Genomic DNA, 25,307 nt, shown 5'->3' with positions numbered 1-25,307 from the left:
CGCAGGGAACCGCCTCCCGGCCGTCCGCCCGTGGTCATCCCCCCTCCCGCGGACCGACGGCATGCGACCGCCCCGCCCGATCCCCCCACGGGCGGGGCGGTCGCCGTTTCCCGGCGGCCGAAGTCCGGCCGCCGCCGTCTGTGAGGGGCACGAGGGGGCATGCGGACCTCATGACCGTTTCCAAGAGCAGTGTCATCGTCCTCGACAGCACCGATCCCGAGCCCCTCGCCCGCTTCTACGCCACCCTGCTCGACGCCACCGTCGAGCCGAGTGCCGGCGACCACGACCTGCTGCTGGTCTCCGGTGCCGACGGGGCGCTCCTGGGGGTTCACCGCGACCCCGGCCACGCGCCGCCGAGCTGGCCTCGGCCGGAGGACTCCCAGCAGTCGCACCTGTGGATCCTCGTCGCTCCCGAAGCGCTCGACGAGGCGGAGCGCGAAGCGGTCTCCCTGGGCGCCCGCCCTGTGACCGCCGAACCCCACGGGACCCGCGCGGACCGCCGCACCGACGTCCGCCGCTTCATGGACCCGGCGGGCCACGCCTTCGTACTGGCCGCGCACCGCGCTTCGCCCTGACGCGGCCCTGACGCGGCCCTGCCCGGCTACCGACGGCGGGCCGCCCCCCGAGGTCTTCGGTTCGCCCGTGGGGCACTCGGCCCCACGGGCGTCGGGCGCCCCGTCCACCCGTAGACCTCGCACCGGCGCCCCCGCCGAGTTCGCCGCTTACCCGGGTGCCCTCCCGGGTCGGCCCGCCGAGCCGGCCCGCGTCGCCAAGACGTTCACGTTCGGCTGCGACCGGTCCGAGCCGAAGGCGTTCGAATCCACCGGGCGGGTTCGCCGTCACCGCCGACCACACGGGCGTGGCGCACGCGGCGGTACGCCACCTGCTGCCGCGGACACCGTACTGGCGGGCGGTCGCCGGCGAGACCGTGCCGATCAGCGCCGCCGACACCCTGGTCACCTTCCACGGCCTCGGCACCCGCGGGTACCGGAAGCTGCTCGACCGGAGGGCTTCGTTGCCGGCAGCGGACCAGGGGGCGTTCCTGCCCGAGGGCGCGCGGAGGGCGCGGGGGAGGCATCGGGGAGGGCCCGGGAGGCGGGCTGCTCCAGGGCCGCCTCCCGCCCGGTCTTCCGGCCCGCCCGCCGGCCGAGGGCGAGCCCCCACCCGATCGCCCCGCCCCCCGCGCCCGGTGCCCCGCCGGGGCCTGTCGGGGGAGGGTGAACACCCCGGAGCCCGCTTTCCGGCGCCGTGTCCCCGGCCGGTTCGCGGTTCTCCTCCGCGACGGTGCGGGCCGCGGCGCCCCACTCGGTGGCCGGCGCCTCCTTGCCTCCGCACACGTGGCCCGGGTCTTCGAAGGGCGCCGCGAGGAACTGGCTGCCATGGGCGTCGAACTCTTCCCCCTCCCGCCTCGCAGTCCCGAGCTGAACGACATCGAGCGGGTGTGGAGCTCGGCGAAGTGCGAGGACCACCCCGAGCGTGTCCACACCACCGCTGAAGCGGTCGGCACCGCAGTCGACCGGGCCCTGAGCCGTCAACGGACACGCATCGAAGGATCAGCAGCCGACTTCTCCAAAGCTGCGTCAGTCGTGCTCGGGCCAGATCGGGCCCTGGTCGGTCCAGGTGACGCCCTTGTTGCGGCACAGGCAGAAGGGGTGGCCGATCGGGTCGGTGTACACCCGCCAGCCGTAGCCGTGGGGGCCGATGAAGTCCTGCCTCAGCGTCGCGCCGAGGTCGAGGACGCGGCGCTGCTCGGACTCGATCTCGTCCACTTCGAAGTCGAGGTGGAACTGCTTGGGGTGCTCGCTGTCCGGCCACTGCGGAGCGCGGTAGTCGTCCACCCGGATGAATGCCAGCTCGATCTCGCCGAACTTGATGCCGGCCCAGTCCTCGGAGCTGCCTTCCTTGATCGGACGGCCCGTCACCTCGGAGTAGAAGGCCGCCAGCTTCATCGTGTCCGGGCAGTCGATGATGAAATCGGTGAGTCGCAGCATCCCGTGATCTTGTCACAAGCCCACACCCGACTTCGAGACATGCCCTGAGCAGCTCCGCCGAGGTGCGGGGCGACCGGATCCGGGTTCCGCGGGATCACCCCCTGAGGGACGGCGATACGGAAACCGTTGACTTGCTTCACGGGTGGCAAGGCTTCGGACGGGACCGGACACGGCGGCGTGCCACCGCGTACCGACCGCCCACTTCCCATCAACTCCCTTTCTGCTCAACACTTTTGGAGCCGAGAACAGACGCACTCCTTGTGCGGGGACGACCGCCCGGGACCGCACGGAGGGCTGGGGGAGCGAACGGTGGAGTGGTGGCTGACCGACAGCGAGGGCATCGTGGCCTGCTGGCTGCTGGTCTTCGCGGGGTGCAACGTGCTGCGCGGCGCGTACCGCTGGTTCCGTGACGGGGACGAGCGGCGCCGCGTCACGGAGCTGATCGCCAGGGGAATCCCTCCGGCGCGGGCCTCGTACCTGCTCGGGGGAATGGCCGAGGCGGCGGAGACCGCGGTCTGCGTCCTGGCCGGCGACGGCGTGGTGAAGGTTTCCCCCGGCGGCGAACTGCGGCCGACCCATCGTGGCGGGAGACAGGCGGACCGGGCCCTGCGCGCCCTCGCGGAGGAGATCCGCCGCGCGCCGGCCGGAACGCCCGCCAAGCTGTACGAGATACCGGACGGGGCGCGCTTCGCCCGGTTCAGGGAACTCGTCGAACGGGGCGCGCCCGCGGTGCGGTCGACGGCGTCGGGGAGGAGCCGCGCCCTCATGATGCTGGCCTCCGCCGCGACCGCCCTCGGGATGGGGGCCCACGCCGCGCTGGCCGAAGCCCCGATGCCGTTCGTGCCGGAGGCCGACAGGGCGCTCTGGCTGTACGCCTTCGGGGCGGCCTGGATGGCACAGTCCTTGGTGGCGGCCCTGTGGCCCTCGGCGGGGCGCCGCCGCTGGAGGGCCCTGGACGCGTACTGCCGGGAAGAGGTGGAACGCGCGCGTGCGGCGCTTCCCGGCGAGATCCGGCGGAGGATCGCCCTGACCAGGAACCGCCCGAAGCCGCCGCCCCCGGCTCCCCGGGTCCGGGCCCGTTCCGGACCCCAAGGCGACGACGACGCGGGACCCGACGGCCCGGACGCGGACTCCTGCGGAAGCTGCGGCGGCTGCGGAGGGGACTGAGCCGGGAGGGGTGGCCGTTCCGTTCCAGGAGTGTCGGCGTGCGGAGGGCGGGACGGTCCGCCGGCTTCCGTGCCGGGCCTGAAGGGGCGCGGTCCGGGACCGCCCGGGCCCGCGCGGGTTCCGTGTGGGCGGTCGGGAGGTGTCAGGGGGGCGTCAGGGCGTCGAGCCGGGCGGCGAGTTCGGGGTGGGCGGGGGCGAGGTGGCGGCGGGTGGCGGCCAAGGGCGCGACGAGGTCGGCCGGGTCGTCGTGGGCGAGGGCCGCGTGGAGCGCGCCGACCGGCCCTCGCGCGGCGGCGGGCAGGTCGGTGAGCGCGGTGATCTGGCCGGCGAGGCGCCGCAGATCGGCGGCGTTCGCCCGGGCCCAGTCGGCCGCGCTGCGGTCGTCGGCGCGCCTCCGCCGCGTGGCCTGGACGCGTTCCTCGCCCGTGGAGCCCGCCGGGCCGGGGCGCCCGCGCAGGTAGCGGCGCTCGGCGGCCTGTCGGCTCGCGACGCCGAGGGGCCGGGCGAGGTCCGCCCAGCTGGCACCCGCGTCACGCGCCGCCTCGATCAGCCCGGTCTCCCACCCGGCGAGCTCCTCGCGGACCTGCCGCAGCAGCAGCAGCGAGGCCAGGGCCTGCTCAGGCCCGGGCGCCTCCGTGGTTGCGGCATCGGCATAAGCGTCAGCATCGGCCTCGGCCCGGGCATCGGCGGTGCGCAGCGCGCGGTCGATGGTGCGCAGGGCCGCGGAGGCCGCGAGGAACGACGCCGGCCCGGCGGTGGCGCCGCCGGGCCCCGGCGGCTGGTCGGACGGGTTCACAGGCGCCTCCTCCCATGTCGTCTGATGGACGACATCGCGTTTGTCATCCATTGGATGACATGTTACAACGGTTTCCGTGAGGCGCATTGGCAGCAACTGCCCGACCCTCTGGAGGTGTTTTCCATGTTGATGCGCACCGACCCCTTCCGCGAGCTCGACCGGCTCACCCAGCAGCTCATGGGACCGGCCACCTGGTCCCGGCCGTCCCCGATGCCCATGGACGCCTACCGCGAGGGCGACGAGTACGTGGTGGCCTTCGATCTGCCCGGCGTCTCCGCCGAGGCGATCGACATCGACGTCGAGCGCAACATGCTGACGGTCAAGGCCGAGCGGCGGCCCGTGACCAAGGCCGACGACGTGCAGATGGAGCTGTCCGAACGGCCGCTGGGAGCCTTCTCCCGCCAGATCGTGCTCGCCGACACCCTGGACACCGAGCACATCAAGGCCACCTACGAAGCGGGCGTGCTCACCCTGCGCATCCCCATCGCCGAGCGCGCCAAGCGCCGCAGGATCGCCGTCGCCGGCGACTCCGGCCGCAAGGAGATCTCCGGCTGACACCCCGGTGACACCACCCGGAGGAAGACGGAGCACGCGGAGGCGGGAGAAGGGGAGAGGGACGACGGGAACGGGTCCCTCCACCTTCCCCTTCCCCGCCCCCTCCGCGCCCCGACCACGTTCCGAGGAGAACGGGAGGCGACCACGATGGCCCTGCGACGCGAGGCGTTCCTCGGGCACGTCCGGGAACGAGGCACGTACGACACCCCGGAGGAGGCGGACCGGGCGGCCCGGGTGGTACTCGCCCTCCTCGGCGCCCATCTGGTGGGCGAAGTCCGCGCCCGACTGGCCGCGAGCCTGCCGGACGACTTCGCCCTGATCCTGCTCAACCCCCTCCAGAGCGCCGAACCCCTGACGCCGGAACGGTTCGTCAGGGCCACCGCCGCCTGGATCGAGGGCGCCACCGAGCAGACCGCCACCTGGGACGTCAGCGCCGTCCTGTCCACCGTCGCCGACACCGCCGGCGACGACCTCCTCGGCCAGATCCTCCTTCAGCTTCCCGAGGGCTACGACCTCCTCTTCGGCCGCCCCCGGACCCCCTGACCACCCGCCGGTGCCGCACCGGCGACAGCGAGAAAGGCGACCACCCCAGTGATGACCGACCGGCCCACGCCTCTCCCCGCGCAGTCCTACGGGACGGCGTACGAGCAGCTGCTGGAGAAGGTCCGTTACGAAGGGGCCTACCCCACCCGCGAGAGAGCCGCCGAAGCCGTCGAACTGGTCCTCTCGGGCCTCGGACGGCAGCTCACCGGCGACGAGCGCGTCGACCTGGCCGCCCGGCTGCCCTTCGAGGCCGCGCGCCTGCTCACCGTGCAGATCCCCGACGTCGAGCCCCTGACCGGCTGGGACTTCGTCAAGGACCTCGCCGCCCGTTCCGGAGCCTCCCTGGCCACCACGCGCTGGGACGCCGGATCCGTCTTCGCCGCCGTCGCCGCCCACGCCGGCGCCGAACTCACCACCCGCATCCTCGACCGGCTCCCCGGCGGGTACGCGCTCCTGTTCGGACGGCCCGAACTCGCCCGGGCCGCGTAGACGACCCGCCCCCCCGCAGGCCCGTGCGGGCGGGGGCGGCTCCGCGCTCCGCCCTGGCCGCTGCGACTCGATGCCCTGCCCGCTGGGGGCCGATCCGCAGGGCCGCACTCCCCCCGCCCGCCCCCGGCCGCGTTTCGGCGGTGCGGTCGGGGTGAGACGGTCCGTGTCAGGGGAGGGCCGGTCCGCGGAAGACGGGCCCGGAGGAGGGAGGGCCGTATGACGACGGTCGACGACCGACGTGTGGACGGGAACGCGGCGCGGGGAAAGGGCCCGGCGCGCTCCGTCCGGGACCTGGTGCTCGGGGTGGGGCTCGTGGGGGTGGTCACCGGAGGCGCGGCCCTGATGATCAGGACGGCCCGGTCGACCGGCTCGTACCTCCCGGCCGCGCTCGCGGCCCTCGCACTGCTGCTGGGCGTCGGCGCCGTCCTGACCCGGAGGAACAGGACCGCCCCGGCGGGCGACCGGGGCCGGAGCCGACGGCGGGTGGGGTGGAAGGGCCCGGGAGCGCGCAGTGCGGCCGGAGTCGCGGACACGGCACCCCTGCCCGCTGCCGGCGACCACCTGGTGGAGGCCTTCTCCGGCCCGGCCGCCGCCTCCCCGCCCGTCACCCCGTCGCCCGCCGCCCCGCCCGCCGTCGACTCCGGGGCCCTGGACCACCTGGCCGTCGACCCGGACGGCTTCGAGCACACGGTCGCCGCGCTGTGCGCCCGTGACGGCTGTTCCCCCGTCGAGGTGGTCGGCGGCGCCGGTGACCTCGGCGCGGACGTGATAGCCACGACCCCCGGCGGAATGCGCGTGGTCCTGCAGTGCAAGCAGTACGGGGAGGACCACCGGGTGGGATCCCCGGACCTCCAGCGGTTCGGGGGCACCTGTTACGCCGTGCACGAGGCCGACGTCGCCGTCCTCGTCACCACCAGCTCCTTCACGGATCCCGCGCTGGAGTACGCGGCTTCCTGCGGGATCGTCTGCGTCGACGGTACGGAACTGGCGGCCTGGACCGCCTCGGCCGCACCGCCCCCCTGGGCCGAGCGGGCGGGGGAGCAGCCCCCGGGGCCCGGAGAGGGAAGCCCCTGCGCCACCTGAGACGACCGCCCACCGAAGCCTGGGGAGAGGCGGAGAGGCAGGGGTGTCGAGGGTGCGTCGGCACCCCTTCACGGGGCCCTCGCCACGGCCCCGGAGGGGGGGGCGCGCGGATGCGTGCGAGGGCAGGACCGCCCCACCCCGCCCCGCCCCCGCTTCTCCCCGCGCACCGCCCGCCGACCGCGCGAGGCGCGGGCCGCGAGACGCACGAGGTGTCCCCCCGGGCCTTCGCCGCCTGCGCGGCGCCCCTCCGGAGACGGGTCCTAGGATGGGAAACGATCTTCGTCCGATCATCCCGCCGGGCGAACGGCGCGAGCCCCACACCCCGCGGGTGCGCGCCCCCTCGCAGCGCAGAAAGGCCGCGCCATCCCGTGTCCGTCCCCCGCCCCCACCGCCTGTTCGCCTCCGGCACCCTCGTCGACCCGCACGTCCGGAGCACGCTCTTCGGCCCACGGGTGCCGAGCGTCCCGGCGGTCCTCACCGGTCACGCAGCCTCACCGCCGTCAGCCGCCGCCCCTTCCGCCACCGCCGCCGGTCCTGCCGCGCCCCTCCTCCTCGAACGCCGGATCGACGCCCGGCTTGCGGGGACCGTCCTGCACCTGACCGACGACGACCTCGCCGCCGCCGACGCCCACGAGGCGGCGCACGGCGTGGTCCGCCGCAGGGTGGCGCTCGACTCGGGCGAGCAGGTGTGGGCGTACCTGGACGCCTGGCCGCTGCGCCCTGCCGCCCGCATCGTGATCGCCGGCGACAGCATCGCGTACGGGCGCTGCGATCCGCGCGGCGGCTGGGCGGGACGGCTGGCCGCGGCGCACATCGCCGCGAACGAGGCCGAGCACCGCCTGTTCAACCTGGCGGTCCCCGGGGCGTCCCTGGCCGACGTGGCGGCCCAGACGCCGGCGCTGCTGCCGGCCCGCCGCCCCGACACCCTGCTCGTGGCGGCGGGCGTCAACGACGCGGCGGCCGGCGACGCGGACCCCGCCCGGCTCGCGGAACACCTCGACTCGCTGGCCGCGACGGCCCTTGCCGCGGGCGCGCGGCTGGTCGTCGCGGGACCCACCTGGCTCGACGAGGAACGCGCCCCCGTCTACGAGGGGCTGCGCTTCACCCTGGACCGGGTCCTGGCCCTGCGGGCGGCCCTGCGCGCCTGGTGCGAGGCCCACCACGTCGACCACCTCGACCTGTGGGAACCGCTGCGCGACCGTCCCGGCCTGCTCGCCGACGGACTGCATCCGACCGCGGAAGGACACGAGGAGATCCACCGGTTCATGGCCCGGACCGCCGCTGCCCGAGCGGTCGCACTTTCCTGACGGGTCGGGCACCGGCGGGTTCGATCGCAACGGAAAGGGCCCGTCCGGTCCGCCGGACCGGACGGGCCCACCGTCCTTCCTCAGCCCGGCCAGGAGCCCGTCAGGCGCCGGACGGCGGTGGCCCCGGAGCGGTCGGCCGCCGCCTTCACCACGGCGAAGATCGCGCCCTGGAGCGCCGCGGCGAGCAGGATCTCCTTCCAGGCGCGGTTCTCGTCGGTGGCGTCGGGGGCGTCGTCCTCGTGGGCGACCACCTTCCACGCCTGCTTGAAGGCCGCCGCGGCGAGCATGCCGCTGAGGGCCCCGAGTGCCAGACCGACCGGCTTGTAGGCGATCTTGGCCTTGTTCATCGCTGCCTCCGTGTGCGTGCCGCGAACACCAGGACGGTGAGCGCCGCCGCCGCGGCGAGGAGCGCCCCGCGGTGGTTCCCGGCCGTCGCCGCGGCCCGCCCGGCCTTCTCCCGTACCGGTTCGGGGGTCCTGTCGTGGACGACCCGGGCGGCGTGCGCGGCCTTGTCCCTGAGTTCGTCGGTGACGAGCGCGGCCTTCACCGCGGCTCGTTCCTTCACCTCGACCGCCTTCTCCCTGGCCTCGGCCGCCTGTTCCCTGGCCAGGGCCTTGACGTCGGCCTTGGCCACGAGCGCCTGGACGGTGCGGCCGAGTTCCTCACGGGTCTGGACGATCTGTCCGCGCAACACCTCGGGGGTGGGCGAGGATCCCTCGGTCTCGGGATGATGACTCATCGGTGTGCCTTCTCCTTGATCTCGGCCACATCGGCCTTGACGCTGTCGATGGTCCGGCGCGGCGCGAAACTGCCCGCCTTGTCGATCTGCTTCTTCCCGGCGGCGGCCATCACCGCCGCCGCCAGGGCCAGCACAGCCCCGACGATCAGGGCCGCCGCCCACACGGGCAGGACCGTGGAGAGGCCGGCGACGGCGGCGGCGACGAAGGCCTGGGCGGCCAGCACCCCCACGAGGCCGGCGCCACCGAAGAGGCCGCCCCCGACGCCGTAGCGTCTGCCCTTGACCGACATCTCCGCCCTGGCGAGCTGCATCTCCTCGCGCACCAGCTCGGAGACCTGCTGCGACGCCCGTGTGACCAGGTCGGCCACCGACGCCTCCACCGTGTCGACGGATCCGGTCTGTCGTCCGGCAGCGCTCATGGCATCCTCACCTTCCCTCCTCGTGCCGGGGCTGAACGCTTCGGCACCTCGGCAGCGGCCGACGACAGCGTTCCCGCTCTCTTCGTGCCGCTTCTCTCCGTGCCGAGGCCCGCCCCGGTGATACGCGGCTGCTCTCCGCGCGCGCCTACCCGCCCACCCGCCGCTCATCCCTCGCGCCCCCCGAGGCCCCGCCGGGGCGGCCGACTCCTCCGGCTCCTTCCCGGTGAGGTGTCCTGCCCGGAGCACCGCTTCCGGGCGGCAGGAATCGTGCGACCGGTCGACCCGCGGCTGCTGTTCGCCGCCCCCGCAATCCCGGTGTGCGGGCGACGCGGCAGGTGATCCTGGAGGCGGCGGAGCCGGCGTCCTGCGAGGACCTACCGGAGCGCCTGGCTGCGTCGATGTACGGCTTCTTCGCGGCTTCCCGGCAGCAGCGCGCCACCGTGGCGCTCGTCACCGCGGCGGCCTCCGACACGGCCGCACGCCGGTGGCGGTGGCCACGAGCGCCACGGGGGCCCCGGGCCCGTACGCCCTCGGCCGACCCGAGCGTTCGACGTCCCGCAGGCCGACCCGGCCCGGGACGGCTAACCGCCCCCCACTCTCGCGCGCCGTTGTTCACGCTGACGTCCGGCTCCCGGCCGATCGTGCCGTCGGCGAGCCCTTCCGCCGCCGCGAGCCCGTCCGCCGCCGCGCACGATCCGGGCGCGCAGCCCCGGCCGTCCCCCGGACTTCGCCGGAGCCGCCGTCTGCACCGGCCGCTCGCGGCCCTCGGCATCCGGCGCCACCGCGACCGCCGTCCCCGCCCGCCGACCACCACACACGGCCAACGCTCATGGCGGGCCGCCCCTGTACCCGGCAGGATGGGCCCGTGCCGAAGAACCCGCCGGAATCGATGCAGCACCACCTGCGCCGACGCCTGAACCGCCACGCCCGCGATCGCTGGCCGCAGGTGGCCGCCATCGAGGTCCGCTTCCGCGCCGGTTTCGCCTACGTCACCGCCGAGTCGCCCTGCGGCCGGCGCCTGCCGCTGTGCCGCCTGCGCTTCACCGGCGTACTGCACACCTGGGGCTTCGCCCTCTACCTGGCCGGCGACGACAGCTACCGCGACGACATCCTGCCCAGCGGACTGCCGGCCGGTTCCCCGGAGGAAGCCCTCGACCGCGCCGGCGCTCTCCATCTCCACGCTCGCGCGCCGGCCGTCCGGGTTCCGGCAGGGCTCGTCGTCCTCGTCGGCCCACCCGCCTCGGGCAAGACCAGCTTCGTCCGGGCACTGATCGCGCGCGGGCAGATCGACGGGGAAGCCGTGGTGTCCAGTGACGAGATCCGCGCGGAGCTTTTCGGAACCTCACCCGACGAAGCGGAATCCGACGCGGCGGACGCGGAGGTCTTCGAGGAACGCGACCGCAGGATCGCCGCCCGGCTCGCCACCGGACACAGCGCGATCGCCGAGTCGACGAACGTCACGCCGCAGGCACGCACACGACTCATCGCCCTCGCCAGGCGCTTCCACGCTCCCGTGACCATGCTGCGATTCGACCCGGACGTCACCGACCTCCTCCAGCAGCACACCGAACGAGGCCGCACCGACCTCACCTCCGCGGACGTCCGCGCCTACGCCGCCCTCATGGCCCGGTACGCCGGTGCCGACCGGCTCCGCTCCGAGGGCGCGACCGGCGTCCACGACGTCCCCGGACGTCGCCAGGCGACCACGCCCGCAGAAGCCGCCGCGCACTTCTCATTCGCCTGACGCGTTCGACGTGTCCGGACCGGCTTCCCACGCCCTTCCCCGAACTTCCGCGGAGCAGCACCAGAGGCTGTCCGGTGGGCCGTGAAAGCCGATCACGGCTGTGGCCTGGTCTTCGCTGAGCGAAGGGGGCCGCATGTCGCGCTCCACGGCCGAAGCGGAGGCGAGGGTGAAGGGGGGCACGTTTCCTGCCTGGCGCGGAAAGCGCTATGTGACCCTGGCCGAGCTGCCGGTTCGCCTCGGCGGCTTCGGGCTGGACTTGACCTGGCGCGTCGTACTCGACGAGATCGTCGACCCTCGTTGTGCCGAGAGGGAGAGGAGGTCCGCCGAATCCGGCATGGGCACGTTGACGCTGTTGTCGTTGACGACCCCCTTCCTCCAGCTGATCGACGCCGAGGCATGGGGGTTCGCCGGGCACGACCTGGTGGTCGTCCTGACCGAATGCGACGGTTCCTGGTGGGGCCTCAGGGCCGGCGACGAGCGCGTACTCAGCGGACTTCGCCCCTCCTACCCGGGTGCCACGGACCTCTGACCGAGGCGCCCTGCTCCTGATGGACGCGGGGGCCTCGATCGGAACCCGTGTCCGTCAGGAGCTTCGCAGCCGTGCCGGCATGTCCGGCCCGCAGCCGGCACCACGAGCCCGGAAGGGATCAGCGGGTCGGGCGCCGCGGCGGGCTCGCCATCCCCGCATCCCGGCCGCTCAGTGCGGCGTCCAGCGTTTCCTGGGCGGTGCGCATCGACTCCGCGTACTTCGGCTCGAGCATTCGCTCCCAGGCCCGGTCCGGTGCGACGTCCTCGACCCGGCTCACCACCCACCAGATGTTGCCGAACGGGTCCCGCACCCGGCCGCCGCGATCCCCCCACGCGCTGTCGGAGCTCTCGGTGATCACCTGGGCCCCGTGCTCTACGGCGGCGGCCATGGCGGCATCCGCGTCCGGGACGTAGACCCGCAACAGGGAGGGCATCACCGGCCAGTCGGGCCGTCGGTCGAAGGCCAGCACCACCGTGTCGCCGAGACGGATCTCACCATGACCGATGGTGCCGTCCTCGACCGGAACCCGTGCGATCTCCTCGCCGTCGAACGCGGCGGCGACGAAGTCCAGCAGTGCACCGGTGTCGTCCGTGACCACCCACGGTGCGACGCTGGTGTATCCCTCGGGCGCGGTGTGCCTCATCGGCCTCATCCCTTCGTGGTCCTTCGCGAGGTGACGAACCTAGGGCCCCACTAGGACGACCGGGGACCTAGATCAGGCACGGGGCCGCAATCGGACCTCTTTTCGAGGCGCCCGGTGGGACCGCCTCCTGTGGGGTGGGGCTGAGGCGCCGTCTGCCGGGTCGGCCCGATCGAGGAGGGGGTGATCGGGCGAGAGGGCGAAAACTGTGGGGTACGCGCACCGAAGGGCGGCCGCGCCCGACGCGGTGTGGCTACAAAGCCTTGGGCCACGAGGACCGCCCTGCCCGGTGGGCCCAGGTCACGAGCACCATCAGTGCGGCTGCCAGGCCGCCCAGCGTCATGACCGTCGAGGGCGAGGAGAGATCGAGGACGGTCCCCCCGGCCAGGGCCCCGATGGAGATGGTGGCCTGGAAAGAGGCCGTGAAGAGGACGGAGGACGCCTCGGGGGAGCCGGGAGCGGCCTTGGCGAACCACGTCTGCGAGCAGACGGGGACGGCGCCGTACGCGACGCCCCAGACGATCAGCAGTGCCACCGCTCCCCCCTCCGACCCGCCGAGGACGGGAAGGAGCAGGGTCGCACCGGCGATCAACGCGCCGGCCACGGCGAAGGTGGCCCGCGGATGACGACCCACCGTGGACCCTCCGAGGAAGTTGCCGGCGATGCCGGCCGCTCCGTAGACAAGCAGATAGACCGTGATGAGGCCCGGGCTCACGTGGGTCACCTGTTCCAGGAAGGGAGTGACGTACGTGTACGTGCCGAAGTGAGCGAGCACGACGAGGAAAGTGATCACCAGGGCGAAACGGGTGTCGACGCTCCGGAGCATGGCGCCGAGGAGGTCGAGACGGGTCGCCCGGTCGGAGGGGAGCGGCGGGACGACCAGGAGCAGCAGGGCGAGAACGGCCAGCGTGAAGCAGCCCATGACGAGGAAAGCCGTCCGCCACCCCGCGAGGTCACCGATGAAAGTGCCCAGCGGTACCCCGAGTACGGAGCCGAGCGGTACCGCGGAGAAGATCACCGAGGTCGCTCGGCCCACGCACTCGGCGGGAACCAGCCGGCCGGCGAGCCCGGCCCCGATGGACCAGAAGCCGCCGATGGTGATCCCCACCATGACGCGGGCGACCAGGACCAGCCAATAGCTCGTCGCGATGGCGGTCAGGAAATTGGCCAGCGCCAGCAGGAGGATGAACACGCCCAGCATGACCCGTCGGTCGACGCGCCCCGTCGCCACGGTGACCAGGGGGGCCGAGACCGCGGCCAGGAATCCGGGCATGGTCATCATGAGACCGGCCATGCCGTCCGAGACGGTGAAACTCGACCCGATCGAGGTGAGCAGACCGATCGGGAGGATTTCGGTGGTGACGATGGAGAAGATCCCTGCCGTCACCGAAACGACGGCCAGCCAGGAAACCAGGGGCGAGCGGTTCGGTGATACGGGGGATGGAGCGGAAGGCGTGGTGACCGCAGACATGAGTTCCGTCCTGAACTGGGCGTCGCATGGGGAAGACGACCTCTAGTCCAACAGGAACGGCCACCGTTCTCTGGCAGGTTTCCGGCATCGACCTCACGTCCCCAACCGGAGCGGAACAGTGGGTGCCGGCAGCCAGGAGGCCGACGAGGAGGGACAGGCCGTTCGTGCCCGGAAGGTTTTCCTCTGCTGCTTGTCGTGGTGGTGGTCAGGTCACGGAGTAGAAGCGGATGGCGACTTCGGAGTCGTCGCCGCGGGCGAGGCCGACGAAGACGGTGCGGGCGAGCCAGAGGTGGGCGGGAGCGTCGGTGCGGAAGACGGGGGAGGTCCGGTAGTACACGCCTGGCTCGGACACCTGCAGGGCGCCGTCGTACTGGGCGGGGGCGGTGGGGTCGTCCTCGTGGTAGTAACCGCGGTTGGTGATGTCGATGACCGCGCCGTCGTCGGCCTGAAGGAGGTACCGGGCGTCGAGCTGGTACACCCCGCCGCGCCTGTCGCACCAGTCGCCCCCGCCGGCCAGGACGGTGCCGCGCAGGCGGGGGCCCTCGACGGTGCCGCCGGTGATGGGGACGTACTCGGTGGCTTCGCCGGCCCCGTGTCCGATGTGCAGGGAGGGGGCGAGGGACGCGCGCACCTCGAAGGCGAAGCCGAGGGCGGGGGCGAAACCCGGCCTGGCGGCAGGATGCGGTTCTGGGGCGATCACGGCACTCCGTACGGCTGGGGGCTCGGGGGCGGTCCGGCAGATCCTAGACAAGGCACGCCCACTCCGGTCAACGGTGTTGACGTAGCGCGGCTCCGTGCCGTTGCGGCTCAGCGGTCATCGACCACACCGGACGGAACCCCAAGGCCTCAGGGGCCGTGAACCCCGCCCCGGCAGGTGGGGCGCACCCGCGACCGGAACGGCGTTTTTCGCTTGCTCCCGCCCTCTGCCTGGGGTCGACTGCGAGGGACGCACCGGCCGGGACGTCCCGGCACCCCGCCGCCTTCCGCAACCGCCCCGCCCGTCCAGAGGAGCCGCACCAGCATGACGTCGCCTTCCCTCCTTCCCCGCCACGACGGTCAGGCCCTGGTCGTCGGCGGTCCCACGACCGTCCTCGACCTCGGCGGCCTCCGCATCGTCTCCGACCCGACCTTCGACGCCCCCGGCCCGCACGGCTACCTGACCAAGACCGAGGGCCCGGCCCTCGCCGAGGACCGGCTCGCCGACGCCGACCTGGTCCTGGTCAGCCACGACAACCACCCCGACAACCTCGACGACCGCGGACGCGCCTTCGCGCTGGCCGCCCCGCTGCTGCTCACCACCACCAGCGGCGCCGGCCGGCTCGGCGCCCCCGCGAAGGGCCTGGCCGCCTGGGACGCCCACACGCTCGCCCGCCCGGACGGCGGCGAGCTGACCGTCACCGCCGTGCCGGCGGTCCACGGCCCCGAGGACGGCGAACGGGACGCGGACGGCGAGGTCAACTGCCAGGTCGTCGGCTTCGTCCTCACCGGAGACGGGCTCCCCACCGTGTACGTCAGCGGCGACAACGCCTCCCTGCGCACCGTCACCGAGATCGCCCGCCGCACCGGTCCCGTCGACGCGACCGTCCTGCACGCCGGCGCCGCCCGCGTCCCCGGCAGGTTCCGCGGGCGTCCGCTCAGCCTCGACGGCGCCCGCGCCGCCGCGGCCGCCGCGATCCTCGGAGCCCCCGTCAACATCCCCGCCCACTACACCGGCTGGGCCCACTTCACCGAAGGCCGCGACGCCATCGAGCACGCCTTCGACGAAGCGGGCCTCGCCCCCGTCCTCCGGATCGCGGACCACGGCACCTGGCTTCCCCTCAAGCCCTGAAAGCCCTGACCTGCCCTCCGACCCGACGATCCGAAAGGACACGTTGATGTCCCGTACCGCCGACCCCCAGGTCCGCCCTCCGCTTCCCCCGTTCACCGAGGCCGACGCGCTCGCGAAGGTGCAGGCCGCCGAAGACGCGTGGAACACCCGTGACCCCGACCGCGTCGCCCTCGCCTACACGGAGGACTCGGTGTGGCGCAACCGCGACACCTTCGTGACCGGCCGAGCGGAGATCCGGCGGTTCCTCGCCGAGAAGTGGCGCAGGGAACTCGACTACGCGCTGCGCAAGGAGCTGTGGTCCTTCGGCGACGACCGGATCGCCGTCCGCTTCCAGTACGAGTGGCGCGACGCGGACGGCGGACACTGGCGCTCCTACGGCAACGAACTGTGGGAGTTCGACGCCACCGGCCTGATGCGCAGGCGCGAGGCGAGCATCAACGACGTACCGATCCGGCCGGAGGAACGACGGATCTTCGGCCCGAGGCCCCTGGAACGGCGCGGGGACGCACTGCCCCTGGCGTGACGCACGCGCGCCCTTGCGGCCCTCACCGGCGTCCGCCCCCGTCCGGCGACGCTGCGGCGCCGCTGGAACGGCTCCGCCCGGAACCGGCGTCAGACCTCGACGCGGGAGTCCGACGGGAGGCCGCCACGGTCCTGCCGCGGTTCCGGCCGTCCACCCGGTGATCGCGTTCCCCTGGTTCTCCTCTCGGGGATGGGGATGGAGGCGGGGACGGTTCTCCGCCGCCTCGTGGTGGTCAGGGGCCGGTCAGCAGGTCCGTCACGGCCCGTCGGTGGATCGCGTGGACGTCCGGGAGTTCGGCCAGGGAGGCGCGCTCGTCGATCCCGTGCAGGCCTTCGCAGGGGACGCCGAAGCCGGCCGTGGCGGGGATGCCGTGGGAAGCGAGGAGGTTGCCGATGTTCGAGGGGCCTGCGGTCTTCGCCCGGACGTCGAGTCCCGCCGCCCGGGCCGCGGACAGCAGCGCGGCGGCCGGCTGTTCGTCCTCCCGCAGCCGGAAGGCGGGCCAGGACGCGACCTCGGCCACGTCCGTCGGCACGGGCGCGGGGAGTGCGGCGTCGAGTTCGGCGACGGCCTCGCGTACCAGGGCCTCGGCGTGGTGGGCGTCGAAGGACGGGGTGGTGCGCACGTCGACGTTGACGGTGACCCGGTCGGGGGTGACGGAGAAGCCTTCGCCGCCGTGGAAGGCGGTGACGGTGAGCTTCGGGCCGAGCGGGAACCCGGAGGCGTGGTCGGGGCCCGGCAGGGCGGCGGTCTCCAGGAGGTGCACCAGGCGCACGGCCCGGGTGAGGGCGCTGGTGACGGTGCGGCGGGAGCCTGAGTGCCCGGATGGCCCGTGCACGGCGAGGGTGGCGCGCCACAGGCCCCGGCCGCCGACGACGACCTCGTCCATACCGGGATAGCCGATGATCACTCCGGCGGGGCGGACGGCGTCCGGGTCGGCGAGGTAGGCGCGGGCGCCGCCGAAACCGCCGGTGTGCTCGTCGACGTCGAGGAGCACGGCGAGGCCGCCGGGGAAGTCGCGGGGGCGGGCGGCGAGGTCGGCGGCGATGTGGCAGTACATCGCGGCGGCGAGCTTGGAGTCGGCCGCGCCCCGGCCCTGGAGCCAGCCGTCCCGGACCGTGCCGCAGGTCGGGGAGAAGGACCAGCGGGCGGTGTCGCCGAAGGGGGCGGTGTCCACGCAGGCGTCCAGCGTCCACCACGGCCCCGGCCGGTCGCCGGCGACCTCGGCCAGGAGCCCGACGGGAGCGCCCGCACCGTCGTGGAGGCGCCGGTGCGGCACGCCGTGGGCGGTCAGCCACTCCTCCAAAACGCCCAGAACCGGCCCGTAGTCGTCGATCCCGCCGCGGCTCGCACGGCGGATCAGCTCCTGTGCGAGCCGCACCACCGACCGCGTCGTCCCGCCCCGCCCGTCCTTCGCGGAGTCACCGTTCATGCCTCTCCACCTTTCCCCGCCCGTGGCGCCCGGTCACGCCTCTTTCCACGAACCCGTCCTCTGGCTATAGTCCAAAACTAGCAGTGCTAATTTTACGGACGCGTCGGATACGTCGAATCCGCCGGACGCGTCGGACGAGCGACGGGAGACCACCACCAGCAAGACCGGCCGTACCAGCCGTACCAGTTGGGCGTACCGGGCGTACCGCGTGCTCATGGCCGCCGCAGGCGCCGAAACGCTCCTCGCCGGCCGCCGGCCGCTGTACGCCCCCGGCGCCCGCCGATCCAGAGCCGCACCAGCACGGAACGGAGCACACCCGCCCATGTCCACTCTCTCGCTCGCCGCGATCCTCGCCGACAACGCCCGCCGCAGGCCCGACAAGGAGGCACTCGTCCAGGGCGAACTGCGCCTGACGTTCGGCGAGGTGTGGGACCAGGTCCGCGCGCGGGCCGGCGCGCTCGTCGAGCGGCTCGGCGTCCGCCCCGGCGACCGGGTGGCCCTGATGGCGCCGAACACCGTCGACTTCCCGCTCGCCTACTACGCGATCCTCGCGGCCGGCGGCGTGGTCGTCCCCGTCCACCTGCTGCTCTCCGCCCGGGAGGCCGAGCACGTCCTGCGCGACAGCGGCGTGAACCTGCTGCTGTGCCACCCCTCGCAGACCGCCGTCGGCACCGCGGCCGCCGAGGCCGTCGGCGCCCGCGTCGTCGGCCTCGGCGACGACGGCGAACTCGCCCGCCTCGCCGGGGAGACCGCCCCGATACGGGTCTACGCGGCCCGCGCCGCCGACGACCCGGCCGTCATCTTCTACACCAGCGGCACCACCGGCGTGCCCAAGGGCGCCGTGCTCAGCCACCTCAACCTGGTGATGAACGCGACCGTCGACGCCTTCGACTGCAACGAGTACAGCCCCGACGACATCGTCCTCGGCTCGCTCCCCCTCTTCCACGCCTTCGGGCAGACCACCTCCCTGAACGCCGTGTGGCGCGCGGGCAAGACCCTCGTCCTGCTGCCCCGCTTCGACGCGGCCGCCGCCCTGGACCTGATGGTCCGCGAGAAGGTCACGGTCTTCCACGGAGTGCCCACCATGTACATCCACCTCCTCGCCGCCGCGGAGGAGGCCGAGCGGCTGCCCCGGCTGCGCATCGCCGTCTCCGGCGGCGCCTCGCTCCCGGTCACCGTGCTCGAACGCTTCCAGGGCCTGTTCGGCTCCCCGGTGTACGAGGGCTACGGCCTGAGCGAGACCTCGCCCGTCGCCACCGTCAACCAGCCCTGGTACGGCGCGCGGCCGGGCACCGTCGGGCACGCGATCTGGGGCGTGGACGTGGAGGTCGCCCGCGCCGAGACGGACGACCGCATCGACCTGCTCCCCACCGGCGAGCTGGGCGAGATCGTCGTGCGCGGCCACAACGTCTTCACCGAGTACCTGGGCCGTCCCGACGCCACCGCCGAAGCGCTCGTCGACGGCTGGTTCCGCACCGGCGACCTCGGCACCAAGGACGCCGACGGCTACCTCACGATCGTCGACCGCAAGAAGGACGTCATCATCCGCGGCGGCTACAACGTCTACCCGCGCGAGGTCGAGGAGGTGCTCATGCGCCACCCCGGCGTCGCTCACGCCGCCGTCATCGGCCTCGCCGACGACGTGCACGGCGAGGAGGTCTGCGCTGTCCTGGTCCCGAAGCCGGGCGCGGACCTCGATTCCGACGAGGTGATCGCCTGGTCCAGGGAACACCTCGCCAAGCACAAGTACCCGCGCCGCGTCGAGATCACCGACGAGCTCCCGCTCGGCCCCAGCATGAAGGTCCTCAAGCGCGAGCTGAAGACCGCGTACACCAAGGCCTGACCGCCTGACCGTCGGTCCCCCTGTCCGTCGGGGAGAATGATCACCACGCAGGTCGGCCGACGGCAGGTCGGGCGACGACGAGAGCGAGGAGCGGGCGATGAGCCTCGAGCGACCGGAGATCGAATCCCCCCAGGGCCGGCCGTCCCCCTATCTGCACATCGAGGACGTGGTGGTCGGAGACGGGGCCGAGGCCGTCAAGGGTTCCACCGTGTCGGTCCACTACGTGGGAGTGGCCCACTCCACCGGCGAGGAGTTCGACGCCTCGTGGAACCGCGGCCAGGCCTTCGAGTTCGTCCTGGGAGGACGTCAGGTCATCAAGGGCTGGGACATGGGCGTACGGGGCATGAAGGTCGGCGGTCGCCGCAAGCTGGCCATTCCGCCCCACCTGGCCTACGGCGACCGCTCGCCGTCGCCGGCCATCAAGCCGGGGGAGACCCTGATCTTCGTGGTGGACCTCCTCTCGGTCGGCTGAGACGGAGGCCGCCTCCTCCGAAGGACGTCCTCCGAAGCGAGTCCTCCGGGGCCGCGCCTTCCGGGGCGCGCCGGGCGGGGCGGGGGCCGGCGCGGGGGCGGCGGGCTGAGCACCCCGCCGCCCCCGGGCGCCCCGCGGGTCGCGGCGGGGGCCGTTGGGGGCCGGCGGGTCAGTCGAGGCGGATCGCCAGCATGCAGGTGTCGTCCTCCAGGCCGGCCTGTTCCGGCTCGGCGAGGATCCCGTCGATCAACTCCTGGGGCGCCGCACCGGCCGAGCGGGTGACGAGGTCGGCCAGGCGCTCGATGCCCTTCATGACGTCCTCGCCCCGGCGCTCCACCATGCCGTCGGTGTAGAGGAGCAGCAGGTCGCCCCGGCGCAGCGGCGTCGTCGTGGTCTCGTACGCGTAGCCGGGCAGGGCTCCGAGCAGGGGGCCGCGCTGACTGGTGCGGAGGGGCTCGGCGCGCCCGTCGCGCAGGAGCAGGGGCGCGGGGTGGCCGGCGTCGGCCCAGTGCAGCTCGCGGGCCTCGTCGATGTGGCCGACGACGACGGTGGCCGTCTGCTCCGCGGGGTCGCCGCACAGGAGGTCGTTGAGCCAGGTCGTGATCTCCCCGGCGGAGGCTCCGGTCTGGGCGAGACCGGCCAGCGCGTGCCGCTGCTGGGACATGCGGGCCACCGCGTCCAGGCCGTGGCCCGAGGCGTCGCCGATGGCGACGAGGACCCGCCCGTCGGGCAGGAGCCGGCACTTGTACCAGTCGCCGCCGACGGCCGCGTCCGGTTCGGCGGGCCGGTAGGAGGCCGCCACGGTCAGCCCGACCGCGGCCAGGGCCTCGGAGTGGGTCGGCAGCAGCGCCTCGCGCAGGGCGTCGGCCACCCGGCGTTCGGCCTGCGTCTGGCGGCGCAGCCGGTCGGACTCGCGCTCGGTCTCGGCGATCCTGCGCCGGCTGCGGATCTGCGGGGTGAGGTCGCGGGCCACCAGGTTCACGGCCCACGGCCGCCCGTCGGTGCCGGCGACCGGCCTGCCGAGGAGGTCGAGCGTGCGGACCTCGCCGAGGACGAGGAAGCGGATGCGGGTCCAGGCGGGTTCCTCCCCGGCGAGGACGGAGGTCAGGAACTCGGAGAAGGCGGTGAGGTCGCCCGGCAGCAGCGCGTCGCAGAGCTGGTCCAGCGTCCACGGCATCCGGATCTCGGCGTGGAAGATCCGGCTCAGCCCCTCCGACCAGGTCACCTTCCCCGACAGCAGGTCCCAGTTCCCCCAGCCGAGGGAGGCCAGGTACTGGGCGTCGATCGTCATGAGCTCGGTCTGGCTCTGCACCGGCCGCCAGGTCGCCAGGACCTGCTCGCCGCAGCGCGCGGCGGAGTAGAGGAGCGGGGCGCGGTGCAGCCGGCCCAGCCGCTGCTCGGTGTAGTCGACGACCCGGCCCTCCAGCGGCCCGCCGCCCGCGACGACGTCCGAGAGCCCCGCGAGGAGCCCGCTCGCGGCCGCGCCGGGCCGGGCCTCCAGGAACCGCTGCCCGACCTGCCGGTCCGGTGCCTCCAGCCATTCGGCGGAGCGGATCCTGTTGCCCGCGACGATGCGGAAGTCCCGTACCGCCCCGGTCTCGTCGTGGAGCGGCTCCAGGAGGACGGCGGACGCCGGGATCGCGTCGAGGACGGCGCAGGTGCCGGTGGCGTCGGCGTCGTGGGTGCTGCACAGGCAGTTCGTCCCGGTGCCGCCGCGCGCCGGGAGTTCGGGCGCGGCGGCGAGCGTCTGGACGGGGGAGGTGACCTCCGGCCCGGGGGCGGGGACGGCTGGATGGTCCGCGGTGCGGCGGACCGCGGACCTCAGGCTGGAGATCTCGTCGCCGATGAGGGTCTTGAGCTCTTCGACGGTGTCGGGCAGCGGAAACCCCATGATCGCCTCCCGGGGCCGGTCGGCACGCCCCTGGGCCGGCGGTCCGGGCCCCGCCACCGCCGACTCTCCACGGCGCATGCCCGCCCGTCGGCCCGTCATGCGCGGACGGACGAGACGGCGCCGTACCGCTGCCATGGCCCGCCACCGGCGTCCGGCACCCGCCACCCGGCATGTGGCGTCCGGCACCCGGCCTCCGGCGCCGTGGCCCGGCCTCCGGCGCAGGGCGCCCCGGTGCCCCCGTTGTCACAGGTGGCGGCTACCTTGCGGCTCGGCACAGAGGCGAGGCGGAGCAGGGGAGCGGTCATGGTGGTCGAGGTGGGGTACGCCCGTGCGTGGGACCTGCGGGCGCGTACGCCCTGGCGGCCGATACCGGCGGAGGAAGCCCGGGAGCGCGACGCCGCCGGACTTCCGTACGCCGTGGTGTACCGGACGGCCGGCCGGGAGGCTCCCCTGGAGGTCCGGCTCGTCTCCTGGCGGGACCACTACGTCGGGCTGTGGGTCTACGACGACCAGGGCCGCCGTACGTACGAGCTGGACATGCGGCTGCTGGACGACCCCGCACGGCTGCTCCGCCGGCGCACCGTCGGCTGGAGCTACGCGGACCCCGGGACGGCGGAGTTCGACGAGCGGTGTCCGCGCATCACCGTGGAGCTCTTCCCGGACGGGAGGGGCCGGCGGAGGGAAGAGCCCTGGGGCAGGGGCGGAGGCGCCCACGTCACCGTGCCCACGGTCCGTGACGACGAGCGCTGGACGGACCGGCCCGCCTTCGGGGAGTGGCCGCTGCTCTCGGCCGAGGCCCACGGCCTCACGGAACCGCCGGTCCTCCGGACCGTCGAACGACCGGCCCTCGGCATCACCGAGTCGGCCGACGGCGACGGCGACGGCGACGGCGACGACAGCGGCGGCCCTGTGCCGGCCGGCTGCTGGCGTCCGCCCCGGCCCGCGCGGCCCGGACCGATCACGGAGCTCTTCCGGCCCGGCGCGCGGGTCACCGACGGCCACCACCCGGAGATGACCGTCGTGGAGCCGCGGCGGATCGGAACCCTGCGCGTGCCCAGCGGCCTGCTGGCCGTGTCGGGTCCGGACGACGGCGACGGAGGCGGCCCGCACCTCACGGTCCCGGTCCCGCCGGGGGAGTACGTACTGGAGGAGGCGCAGGTCCGGCACACCTACCCCTGCGAGTGGAGTCGGCGCCTGGTCACGCGCACGGACACGACGGCCGTGCGCGTGCGCGTCGGCGACGCCCCCGCCGCGACCTGGGAGATGGCGTACCGGCCCGGCGACGACCCCCGCCTGCTCCCGGACGGCGGGATCTCCGGCTTCGTCACCGACGGCGCGACGGGCTGCTTCGCCGACGCCGGGGCCTGGGAGCGCCTCCTCGCCCTCTACGAGAAGGGCCTGATCGAGGGGGACCCCGGCCTGGACCCGGACGCGTACGAGGACATCAGCGACTCGATGTACCTGCTGCGCACCCGGGACCGGGCCTCCGGAGGCGAGTTCGTGGCCTTCGCGACGACGGGGGACGGCACCCACCCCGTCTGGGTCGGCCGTTCCCGGGCCGGCGAGGTGGTCGGCGTCGTCGTGCTGGTGGAGGGGATGCCCGAGCTGCTGCCGGAGGGCGAGACCGCCACCGCCCCCTGACCGGGGCACAAGAGCCCCTGGCTCCCCTGGTCCAGGGCCCCCTCGTATGCGGGCCGCTCTTCGACCAGAGGGCCTAAGGCGAGCGCGGCGGCCTCTGCGGCCGCGCTGGAGCCGACCCGTCAGGCCGGATAGGTTCGCCTCGTGTGCTACTACGCCGAGAAGCCCTACAAGCTGCACTACGTGTGCGTGCCCTGCCGGGTCGCGTTCATGCGGCACCCCGGGCTCGGCGGACACCGGTGCACCCGGTGCGCCGAGCCGATGCTCTGTGCCGGCCACGACTTCGCGGCACCACGGCGCCGAGACGCCAAAGCGTGGACCGTCGTGGCCGCGGTGCTGCACGCCGGACTGCGGTACGAGGGACGTGAGCCCTGCGGCTGCGGCAGGGAACCCACGTTCCGCCCCCGTACCCGGGCCCAGCTGCGAGCGCGCCGGATCGCAGCGGCCCGGAGGGGGATTCCCCTCGCCGACGTGCTCGGACGCGCGGATCCACAGACGCCCGCGTGACCTGACACCCCGACAGGCACGGTGCGACGGCTCGCGTCGAACCGATGGCCCACGTCGAGCCTGCGGTCCGCGTCGAACCGGTGGCCCGCGTCGAGCCGGCGGCCCGCGACGAATCGATCGCGGGACCCGGCGACCGTGTGATCACCGTTCAGCGTGGCCCTTCCGTCGGGTTCGTCGCCCGGCTGCGGTCACCTCGCGCATGGCCGGCAGGAAGCGCCGCACCACGGCCAGGTCCTCCTCGTCTAAGGAACGCATCGCGTCGACCATCTCGTCGATCAGCGGCCCGAAGAACGACCACCCCAGGGCGACGGCCTCGTCTCCGACGGTCAGCAGGACCCGGCGGCGGTCGCGGGTGTCGCGCTCACGGTGGACGAGCCCCATGCGCACGAGCCGGTCGACAAGAGCCGTGACGGCCGCCGAGTTGAGCCCCAGCTGCGCGCCGAGCCACCCCGGCGTGGCCCTGGTGCCCGACCGGGCGGCGTCGAGGAGGCTGATCAAGGCGCGTACGTCCGTGGGGTGCAGGCCGTTGCGGGCGGCGAACTCGCCTCCGAAGAGGTCGAGTTCGACCGTGACCGCACGCAGGAGGTGCACCAGCTGCAGACCCGGCTCCTGGCCTTCTGCCGTCGGGGATCGCTCTCCCCTGCTTGTCGCCTTCCTCCTCCGGCTTCCTCGTCCGCTCGTTATCACCTCCCTCATCGAGATAATTGCTCAGCGAGACATCGGACAGGCGGCCAGCACGGAGACGGCAGCCGCAACGACAACGGCTGACAGCGTCGGCAGCCGCACGGAAGCGACGGGGGCAGCACCATGGGGCGGAGCGACACCGACGGCCAGGCCACCTTCCTCGCGGCGTACGACGCCGTGCTGCGTCGCTGGCCCGTGGACGTCACCGGCATCGACGTGCCGTCGCCGTACGGCAGCACGAGGGTCCATTCCTGTGGCCCGGAAGACGGCACCCCGCTCGTGCTGCTCCCCGGAGGCGGAACGACCTCCCTGGCGTGGTTCGCCAACGTCGAGGACCTCTGCCGCGACCACCGGGTGTATGCGGTCGATCTCATGGGCGACATCGGCCGCAGCGTCCACGACGGGGCGCCCCTGCGGGGCGTCGGGGACCTGACGGCGTGGCTGGACGCGGTCCTGGACGGGCTCGGCCTGGCGCAGACGCGTCTGTGCGGCCACTCCCACGGGGCCGCGATCGCGCTGAACTACGCGCTGCACGCGCCCCGCCGCGTCAGCCGGCTGGCCCTCCTCGACCCCACCCACTGCTTCGCCGGGCTGAGCGGGCGCTATCTGCTGCGCGCGCTTCCCACGCTCCTGAAGCCCACCGCCGCGCGACAGCGCGCCTTCCTTTCGTGGGAGACCGGCCTGGCCCCCGAGGACCCCGCGTGGCGGGACTTCCTCGACAGCACCACGACGGCGACGCGGTCCAAAGTCGTCGCCATGCGCCGCCCCCGCCCACGGGACGTGAGGGCCTGCACCGTTCCCACCCTGGTGCTCCTGGCCGAGGACAGCCGGGCCCACAACGCGCGACGGGTGGCGGCAACGGCCCGCAGGCTCCTCCCCGAAGCCGACGTCACCCTCCTGCCGAACGCCTCCCACCACTCCCTCCCCACCGAACGGCCCGCCGAACTCAACCGCCTCCTGACGCGGTTCCTCTCCTGAACCCCACGTCGCCCTCGCGCCGCCCGGCCCGACGGGCGGCA

The 25,307-nt window shown here is 73.9% G+C and carries 27 protein-coding genes; 16 read left to right on the top strand and 11 right to left on the bottom strand.

What is annotated here, in order from left to right; translation table 11 throughout:
- Positions 1-170 precede the first annotated feature (170 nt).
- Positions 171-575, top strand: coding sequence for a VOC family protein (locus tag ACFW6A_RS30670; RefSeq protein ID WP_386486575.1), 405 nt, complete (start codon positions 171-173; stop codon positions 573-575).
- 1,005 nt (positions 576-1,580) lie between these two features.
- Here the strand turns inward: ACFW6A_RS30670 and ACFW6A_RS30665 are convergent.
- A complete protein-coding gene (locus ACFW6A_RS30665) occupies positions 1,581-1,991 on the bottom strand; it encodes a VOC family protein (protein WP_386644445.1) in 411 nt (136 codons plus the stop codon).
- A gap of 309 nt (positions 1,992-2,300) precedes the next feature.
- Between ACFW6A_RS30665 and ACFW6A_RS30660 the strand changes: the two genes are divergently transcribed.
- Positions 2,301-3,158 carry a hypothetical protein gene (locus ACFW6A_RS30660; RefSeq protein ID WP_386644442.1) on the top strand — a complete coding sequence of 286 codons (858 nt, stop codon included), beginning with the start codon at positions 2,301-2,303 and terminating at the stop codon, positions 3,156-3,158.
- 142 nt (positions 3,159-3,300) lie between these two features.
- On the opposite strand, the gene ACFW6A_RS30655 is transcribed toward ACFW6A_RS30660, so the two are convergent.
- Positions 3,301-3,954 (bottom strand): type III effector protein, encoded by a 654-nt coding sequence (locus ACFW6A_RS30655; RefSeq protein ID WP_351850763.1) that lies wholly within the window; start codon positions 3,952-3,954, stop codon positions 3,301-3,303.
- 123 nt (positions 3,955-4,077) lie between these two features.
- Here ACFW6A_RS30655 and ACFW6A_RS30650 point away from each other — a divergent pair, with 123 nt between their 5' ends.
- The 5 genes from ACFW6A_RS30650 (at position 4,078) to ACFW6A_RS30630 (ending at position 7,931) form a co-directional block, all read left to right on the top strand.
- On the top strand, positions 4,078-4,509 hold the full coding sequence (locus ACFW6A_RS30650) for an Hsp20/alpha crystallin family protein (protein ID WP_351850764.1): 432 nt from the start codon (positions 4,078-4,080) through the stop codon (positions 4,507-4,509).
- A 147-nt stretch (positions 4,510-4,656) separates the two neighbouring features.
- Positions 4,657-5,052 (top strand): DUF2267 domain-containing protein, encoded by a 396-nt coding sequence (locus ACFW6A_RS30645; protein WP_351850766.1) that lies wholly within the window; start codon positions 4,657-4,659, stop codon positions 5,050-5,052.
- A 51-nt stretch (positions 5,053-5,103) separates the two neighbouring features.
- Complete coding sequence (locus ACFW6A_RS30640) at positions 5,104-5,541, top strand: DUF2267 domain-containing protein (protein WP_386644438.1); 438 nt, start codon at positions 5,104-5,106, stop codon at positions 5,539-5,541.
- 216 nt (positions 5,542-5,757) lie between these two features.
- Positions 5,758-6,624, top strand: a complete 867-nt coding sequence (locus ACFW6A_RS30635; RefSeq protein WP_386644435.1) for a restriction endonuclease — start codon at positions 5,758-5,760, stop codon at positions 6,622-6,624.
- A 368-nt stretch (positions 6,625-6,992) separates the two neighbouring features.
- Positions 6,993-7,931 carry an SGNH/GDSL hydrolase family protein gene (locus tag ACFW6A_RS30630; protein ID WP_386644432.1) on the top strand — a complete coding sequence of 313 codons (939 nt, stop codon included), beginning with the start codon at positions 6,993-6,995 and terminating at the stop codon, positions 7,929-7,931.
- An 80-nt stretch (positions 7,932-8,011) separates the two neighbouring features.
- On the opposite strand, the gene ACFW6A_RS30625 is transcribed toward ACFW6A_RS30630, so the two are convergent.
- Genes ACFW6A_RS30625 through ACFW6A_RS30615 form a run of 3 tightly spaced genes read right to left on the bottom strand, consistent with a single transcriptional unit; the run spans position 8,012 to position 9,089 of the window.
- Positions 8,012-8,278: a DUF4235 domain-containing protein gene (locus ACFW6A_RS30625; RefSeq protein ID WP_351850774.1), complete on the bottom strand. Its 267-nt coding sequence runs from the start codon at positions 8,276-8,278 to the stop codon at positions 8,012-8,014.
- On the bottom strand, positions 8,275-8,670 hold the full coding sequence (locus ACFW6A_RS30620; RefSeq protein ID WP_351850776.1) for a DUF3618 domain-containing protein: 396 nt from the start codon (positions 8,668-8,670) through the stop codon (positions 8,275-8,277). The genes ACFW6A_RS30625 and ACFW6A_RS30620 overlap by 4 nt, the downstream gene beginning before the upstream one ends.
- Positions 8,667-9,089 (bottom strand): phage holin family protein, encoded by a 423-nt coding sequence (locus tag ACFW6A_RS30615; protein WP_351850778.1) that lies wholly within the window; start codon positions 9,087-9,089, stop codon positions 8,667-8,669. Before ACFW6A_RS30615 ends, ACFW6A_RS30620 begins: the two co-directional genes overlap by 4 nt.
- Before the next feature lie 865 nt (positions 9,090-9,954).
- On the opposite strand from ACFW6A_RS30615, the gene ACFW6A_RS30610 reads away from it, so the two are divergent.
- Both ACFW6A_RS30610 and ACFW6A_RS30605 read left to right on the top strand, forming a co-directional pair.
- Positions 9,955-10,833, top strand: a complete 879-nt coding sequence (locus ACFW6A_RS30610) for an AAA family ATPase (RefSeq protein WP_386486775.1) — start codon at positions 9,955-9,957, stop codon at positions 10,831-10,833.
- A gap of 133 nt (positions 10,834-10,966) precedes the next feature.
- Positions 10,967-11,362, top strand: coding sequence for a hypothetical protein (locus ACFW6A_RS30605; protein ID WP_386644427.1), 396 nt, complete (start codon positions 10,967-10,969; stop codon positions 11,360-11,362).
- A gap of 118 nt (positions 11,363-11,480) precedes the next feature.
- Here ACFW6A_RS30605 and ACFW6A_RS30600 read toward each other — a convergent pair whose 3' ends face one another.
- Positions 11,481-12,014, bottom strand: coding sequence for a VOC family protein (locus tag ACFW6A_RS30600; protein WP_386644424.1), 534 nt, complete (start codon positions 12,012-12,014; stop codon positions 11,481-11,483).
- A 241-nt stretch (positions 12,015-12,255) separates the two neighbouring features.
- A complete protein-coding gene (locus ACFW6A_RS30595) occupies positions 12,256-13,389 on the bottom strand; it encodes an MFS transporter (RefSeq protein ID WP_386644421.1) in 1,134 nt (377 codons plus the stop codon).
- On the opposite strand from ACFW6A_RS30595, the gene ACFW6A_RS30590 reads away from it, so the two are divergent.
- Positions 13,274-13,519 carry a hypothetical protein gene (locus ACFW6A_RS30590; RefSeq protein ID WP_351850836.1) on the top strand — a complete coding sequence of 82 codons (246 nt, stop codon included), beginning with the start codon at positions 13,274-13,276 and terminating at the stop codon, positions 13,517-13,519. The two genes, ACFW6A_RS30595 and ACFW6A_RS30590, sit on opposite strands and share 116 nt — an antisense overlap.
- Before the next feature lie 159 nt (positions 13,520-13,678).
- Here the strand turns inward: ACFW6A_RS30590 and ACFW6A_RS30585 are convergent, their stop codons facing one another.
- Positions 13,679-14,173 (bottom strand): DUF3237 domain-containing protein, encoded by a 495-nt coding sequence (locus ACFW6A_RS30585; protein WP_351850788.1) that lies wholly within the window; start codon positions 14,171-14,173, stop codon positions 13,679-13,681.
- Positions 14,174-14,494: 321 nt separating this feature from the next.
- On the opposite strand from ACFW6A_RS30585, the gene ACFW6A_RS30580 reads away from it, so the two are divergent.
- Complete coding sequence (locus tag ACFW6A_RS30580) at positions 14,495-15,301, top strand: MBL fold metallo-hydrolase (protein WP_351850790.1); 807 nt, start codon at positions 14,495-14,497, stop codon at positions 15,299-15,301.
- A 46-nt stretch (positions 15,302-15,347) separates the two neighbouring features.
- Positions 15,348-15,824 (top strand): nuclear transport factor 2 family protein, encoded by a 477-nt coding sequence (locus tag ACFW6A_RS30575; RefSeq protein WP_386485174.1) that lies wholly within the window; start codon positions 15,348-15,350, stop codon positions 15,822-15,824.
- A 232-nt stretch (positions 15,825-16,056) separates the two neighbouring features.
- Here ACFW6A_RS30575 and ACFW6A_RS30570 read toward each other — a convergent pair whose 3' ends face one another.
- Positions 16,057-17,253: a M20/M25/M40 family metallo-hydrolase gene (locus tag ACFW6A_RS30570; protein WP_351850793.1), complete on the bottom strand. Its 1,197-nt coding sequence runs from the start codon at positions 17,251-17,253 to the stop codon at positions 16,057-16,059.
- A gap of 322 nt (positions 17,254-17,575) precedes the next feature.
- Here ACFW6A_RS30570 and ACFW6A_RS30565 point away from each other — a divergent pair, with 322 nt between their 5' ends.
- Together ACFW6A_RS30565 and ACFW6A_RS30560 are read left to right on the top strand one after the other, a co-directional pair.
- Positions 17,576-19,096 carry a long-chain fatty acid--CoA ligase gene (locus ACFW6A_RS30565; RefSeq protein ID WP_386644418.1) on the top strand — a complete coding sequence of 507 codons (1,521 nt, stop codon included), beginning with the start codon at positions 17,576-17,578 and terminating at the stop codon, positions 19,094-19,096.
- A gap of 97 nt (positions 19,097-19,193) precedes the next feature.
- Positions 19,194-19,568 carry an FKBP-type peptidyl-prolyl cis-trans isomerase gene (locus ACFW6A_RS30560; protein ID WP_386644415.1) on the top strand — a complete coding sequence of 125 codons (375 nt, stop codon included), beginning with the start codon at positions 19,194-19,196 and terminating at the stop codon, positions 19,566-19,568.
- A gap of 169 nt (positions 19,569-19,737) precedes the next feature.
- Here the strand turns inward: ACFW6A_RS30560 and ACFW6A_RS30555 are convergent, their stop codons facing one another.
- The gene (locus ACFW6A_RS30555) at positions 19,738-21,459 is read right to left on the bottom strand and encodes a PP2C family protein-serine/threonine phosphatase (protein WP_386644412.1); all 1,722 of its coding nucleotides are present in this window, start codon (positions 21,457-21,459) and stop codon (positions 19,738-19,740) included.
- 303 nt (positions 21,460-21,762) lie between these two features.
- Here ACFW6A_RS30555 and ACFW6A_RS30550 point away from each other — a divergent pair, with 303 nt between their 5' ends.
- Complete coding sequence (locus ACFW6A_RS30550; protein WP_386644409.1) at positions 21,763-23,100, top strand: DUF4241 domain-containing protein; 1,338 nt, start codon at positions 21,763-21,765, stop codon at positions 23,098-23,100.
- Between the two features lie 645 nt (positions 23,101-23,745).
- On the opposite strand, the gene ACFW6A_RS30545 is transcribed toward ACFW6A_RS30550, so the two are convergent.
- Positions 23,746-24,204 (bottom strand): helix-turn-helix domain-containing protein, encoded by a 459-nt coding sequence (locus ACFW6A_RS30545; RefSeq protein ID WP_351850834.1) that lies wholly within the window; start codon positions 24,202-24,204, stop codon positions 23,746-23,748.
- Positions 24,205-24,411: 207 nt separating this feature from the next.
- Here ACFW6A_RS30545 and ACFW6A_RS30540 point away from each other — a divergent pair, with 207 nt between their 5' ends.
- Entirely contained in the window at positions 24,412-25,266 is an 855-nt protein-coding gene (locus tag ACFW6A_RS30540; protein ID WP_386644406.1) for an alpha/beta fold hydrolase, read from the top strand.
- Positions 25,267-25,307: the final 41 nt, after the last annotated feature.

The sequence above is a fragment of the Streptomyces sp. NPDC058758 genome (assembly GCF_042746075.1).
Lineage (GTDB): Bacteria > Actinomycetota > Actinomycetes > Streptomycetales > Streptomycetaceae > Streptomyces.
The sequence above is the reverse complement of the archived record's forward strand: the minus strand, read 5'-3'. Positions and strand labels throughout refer to the sequence as shown.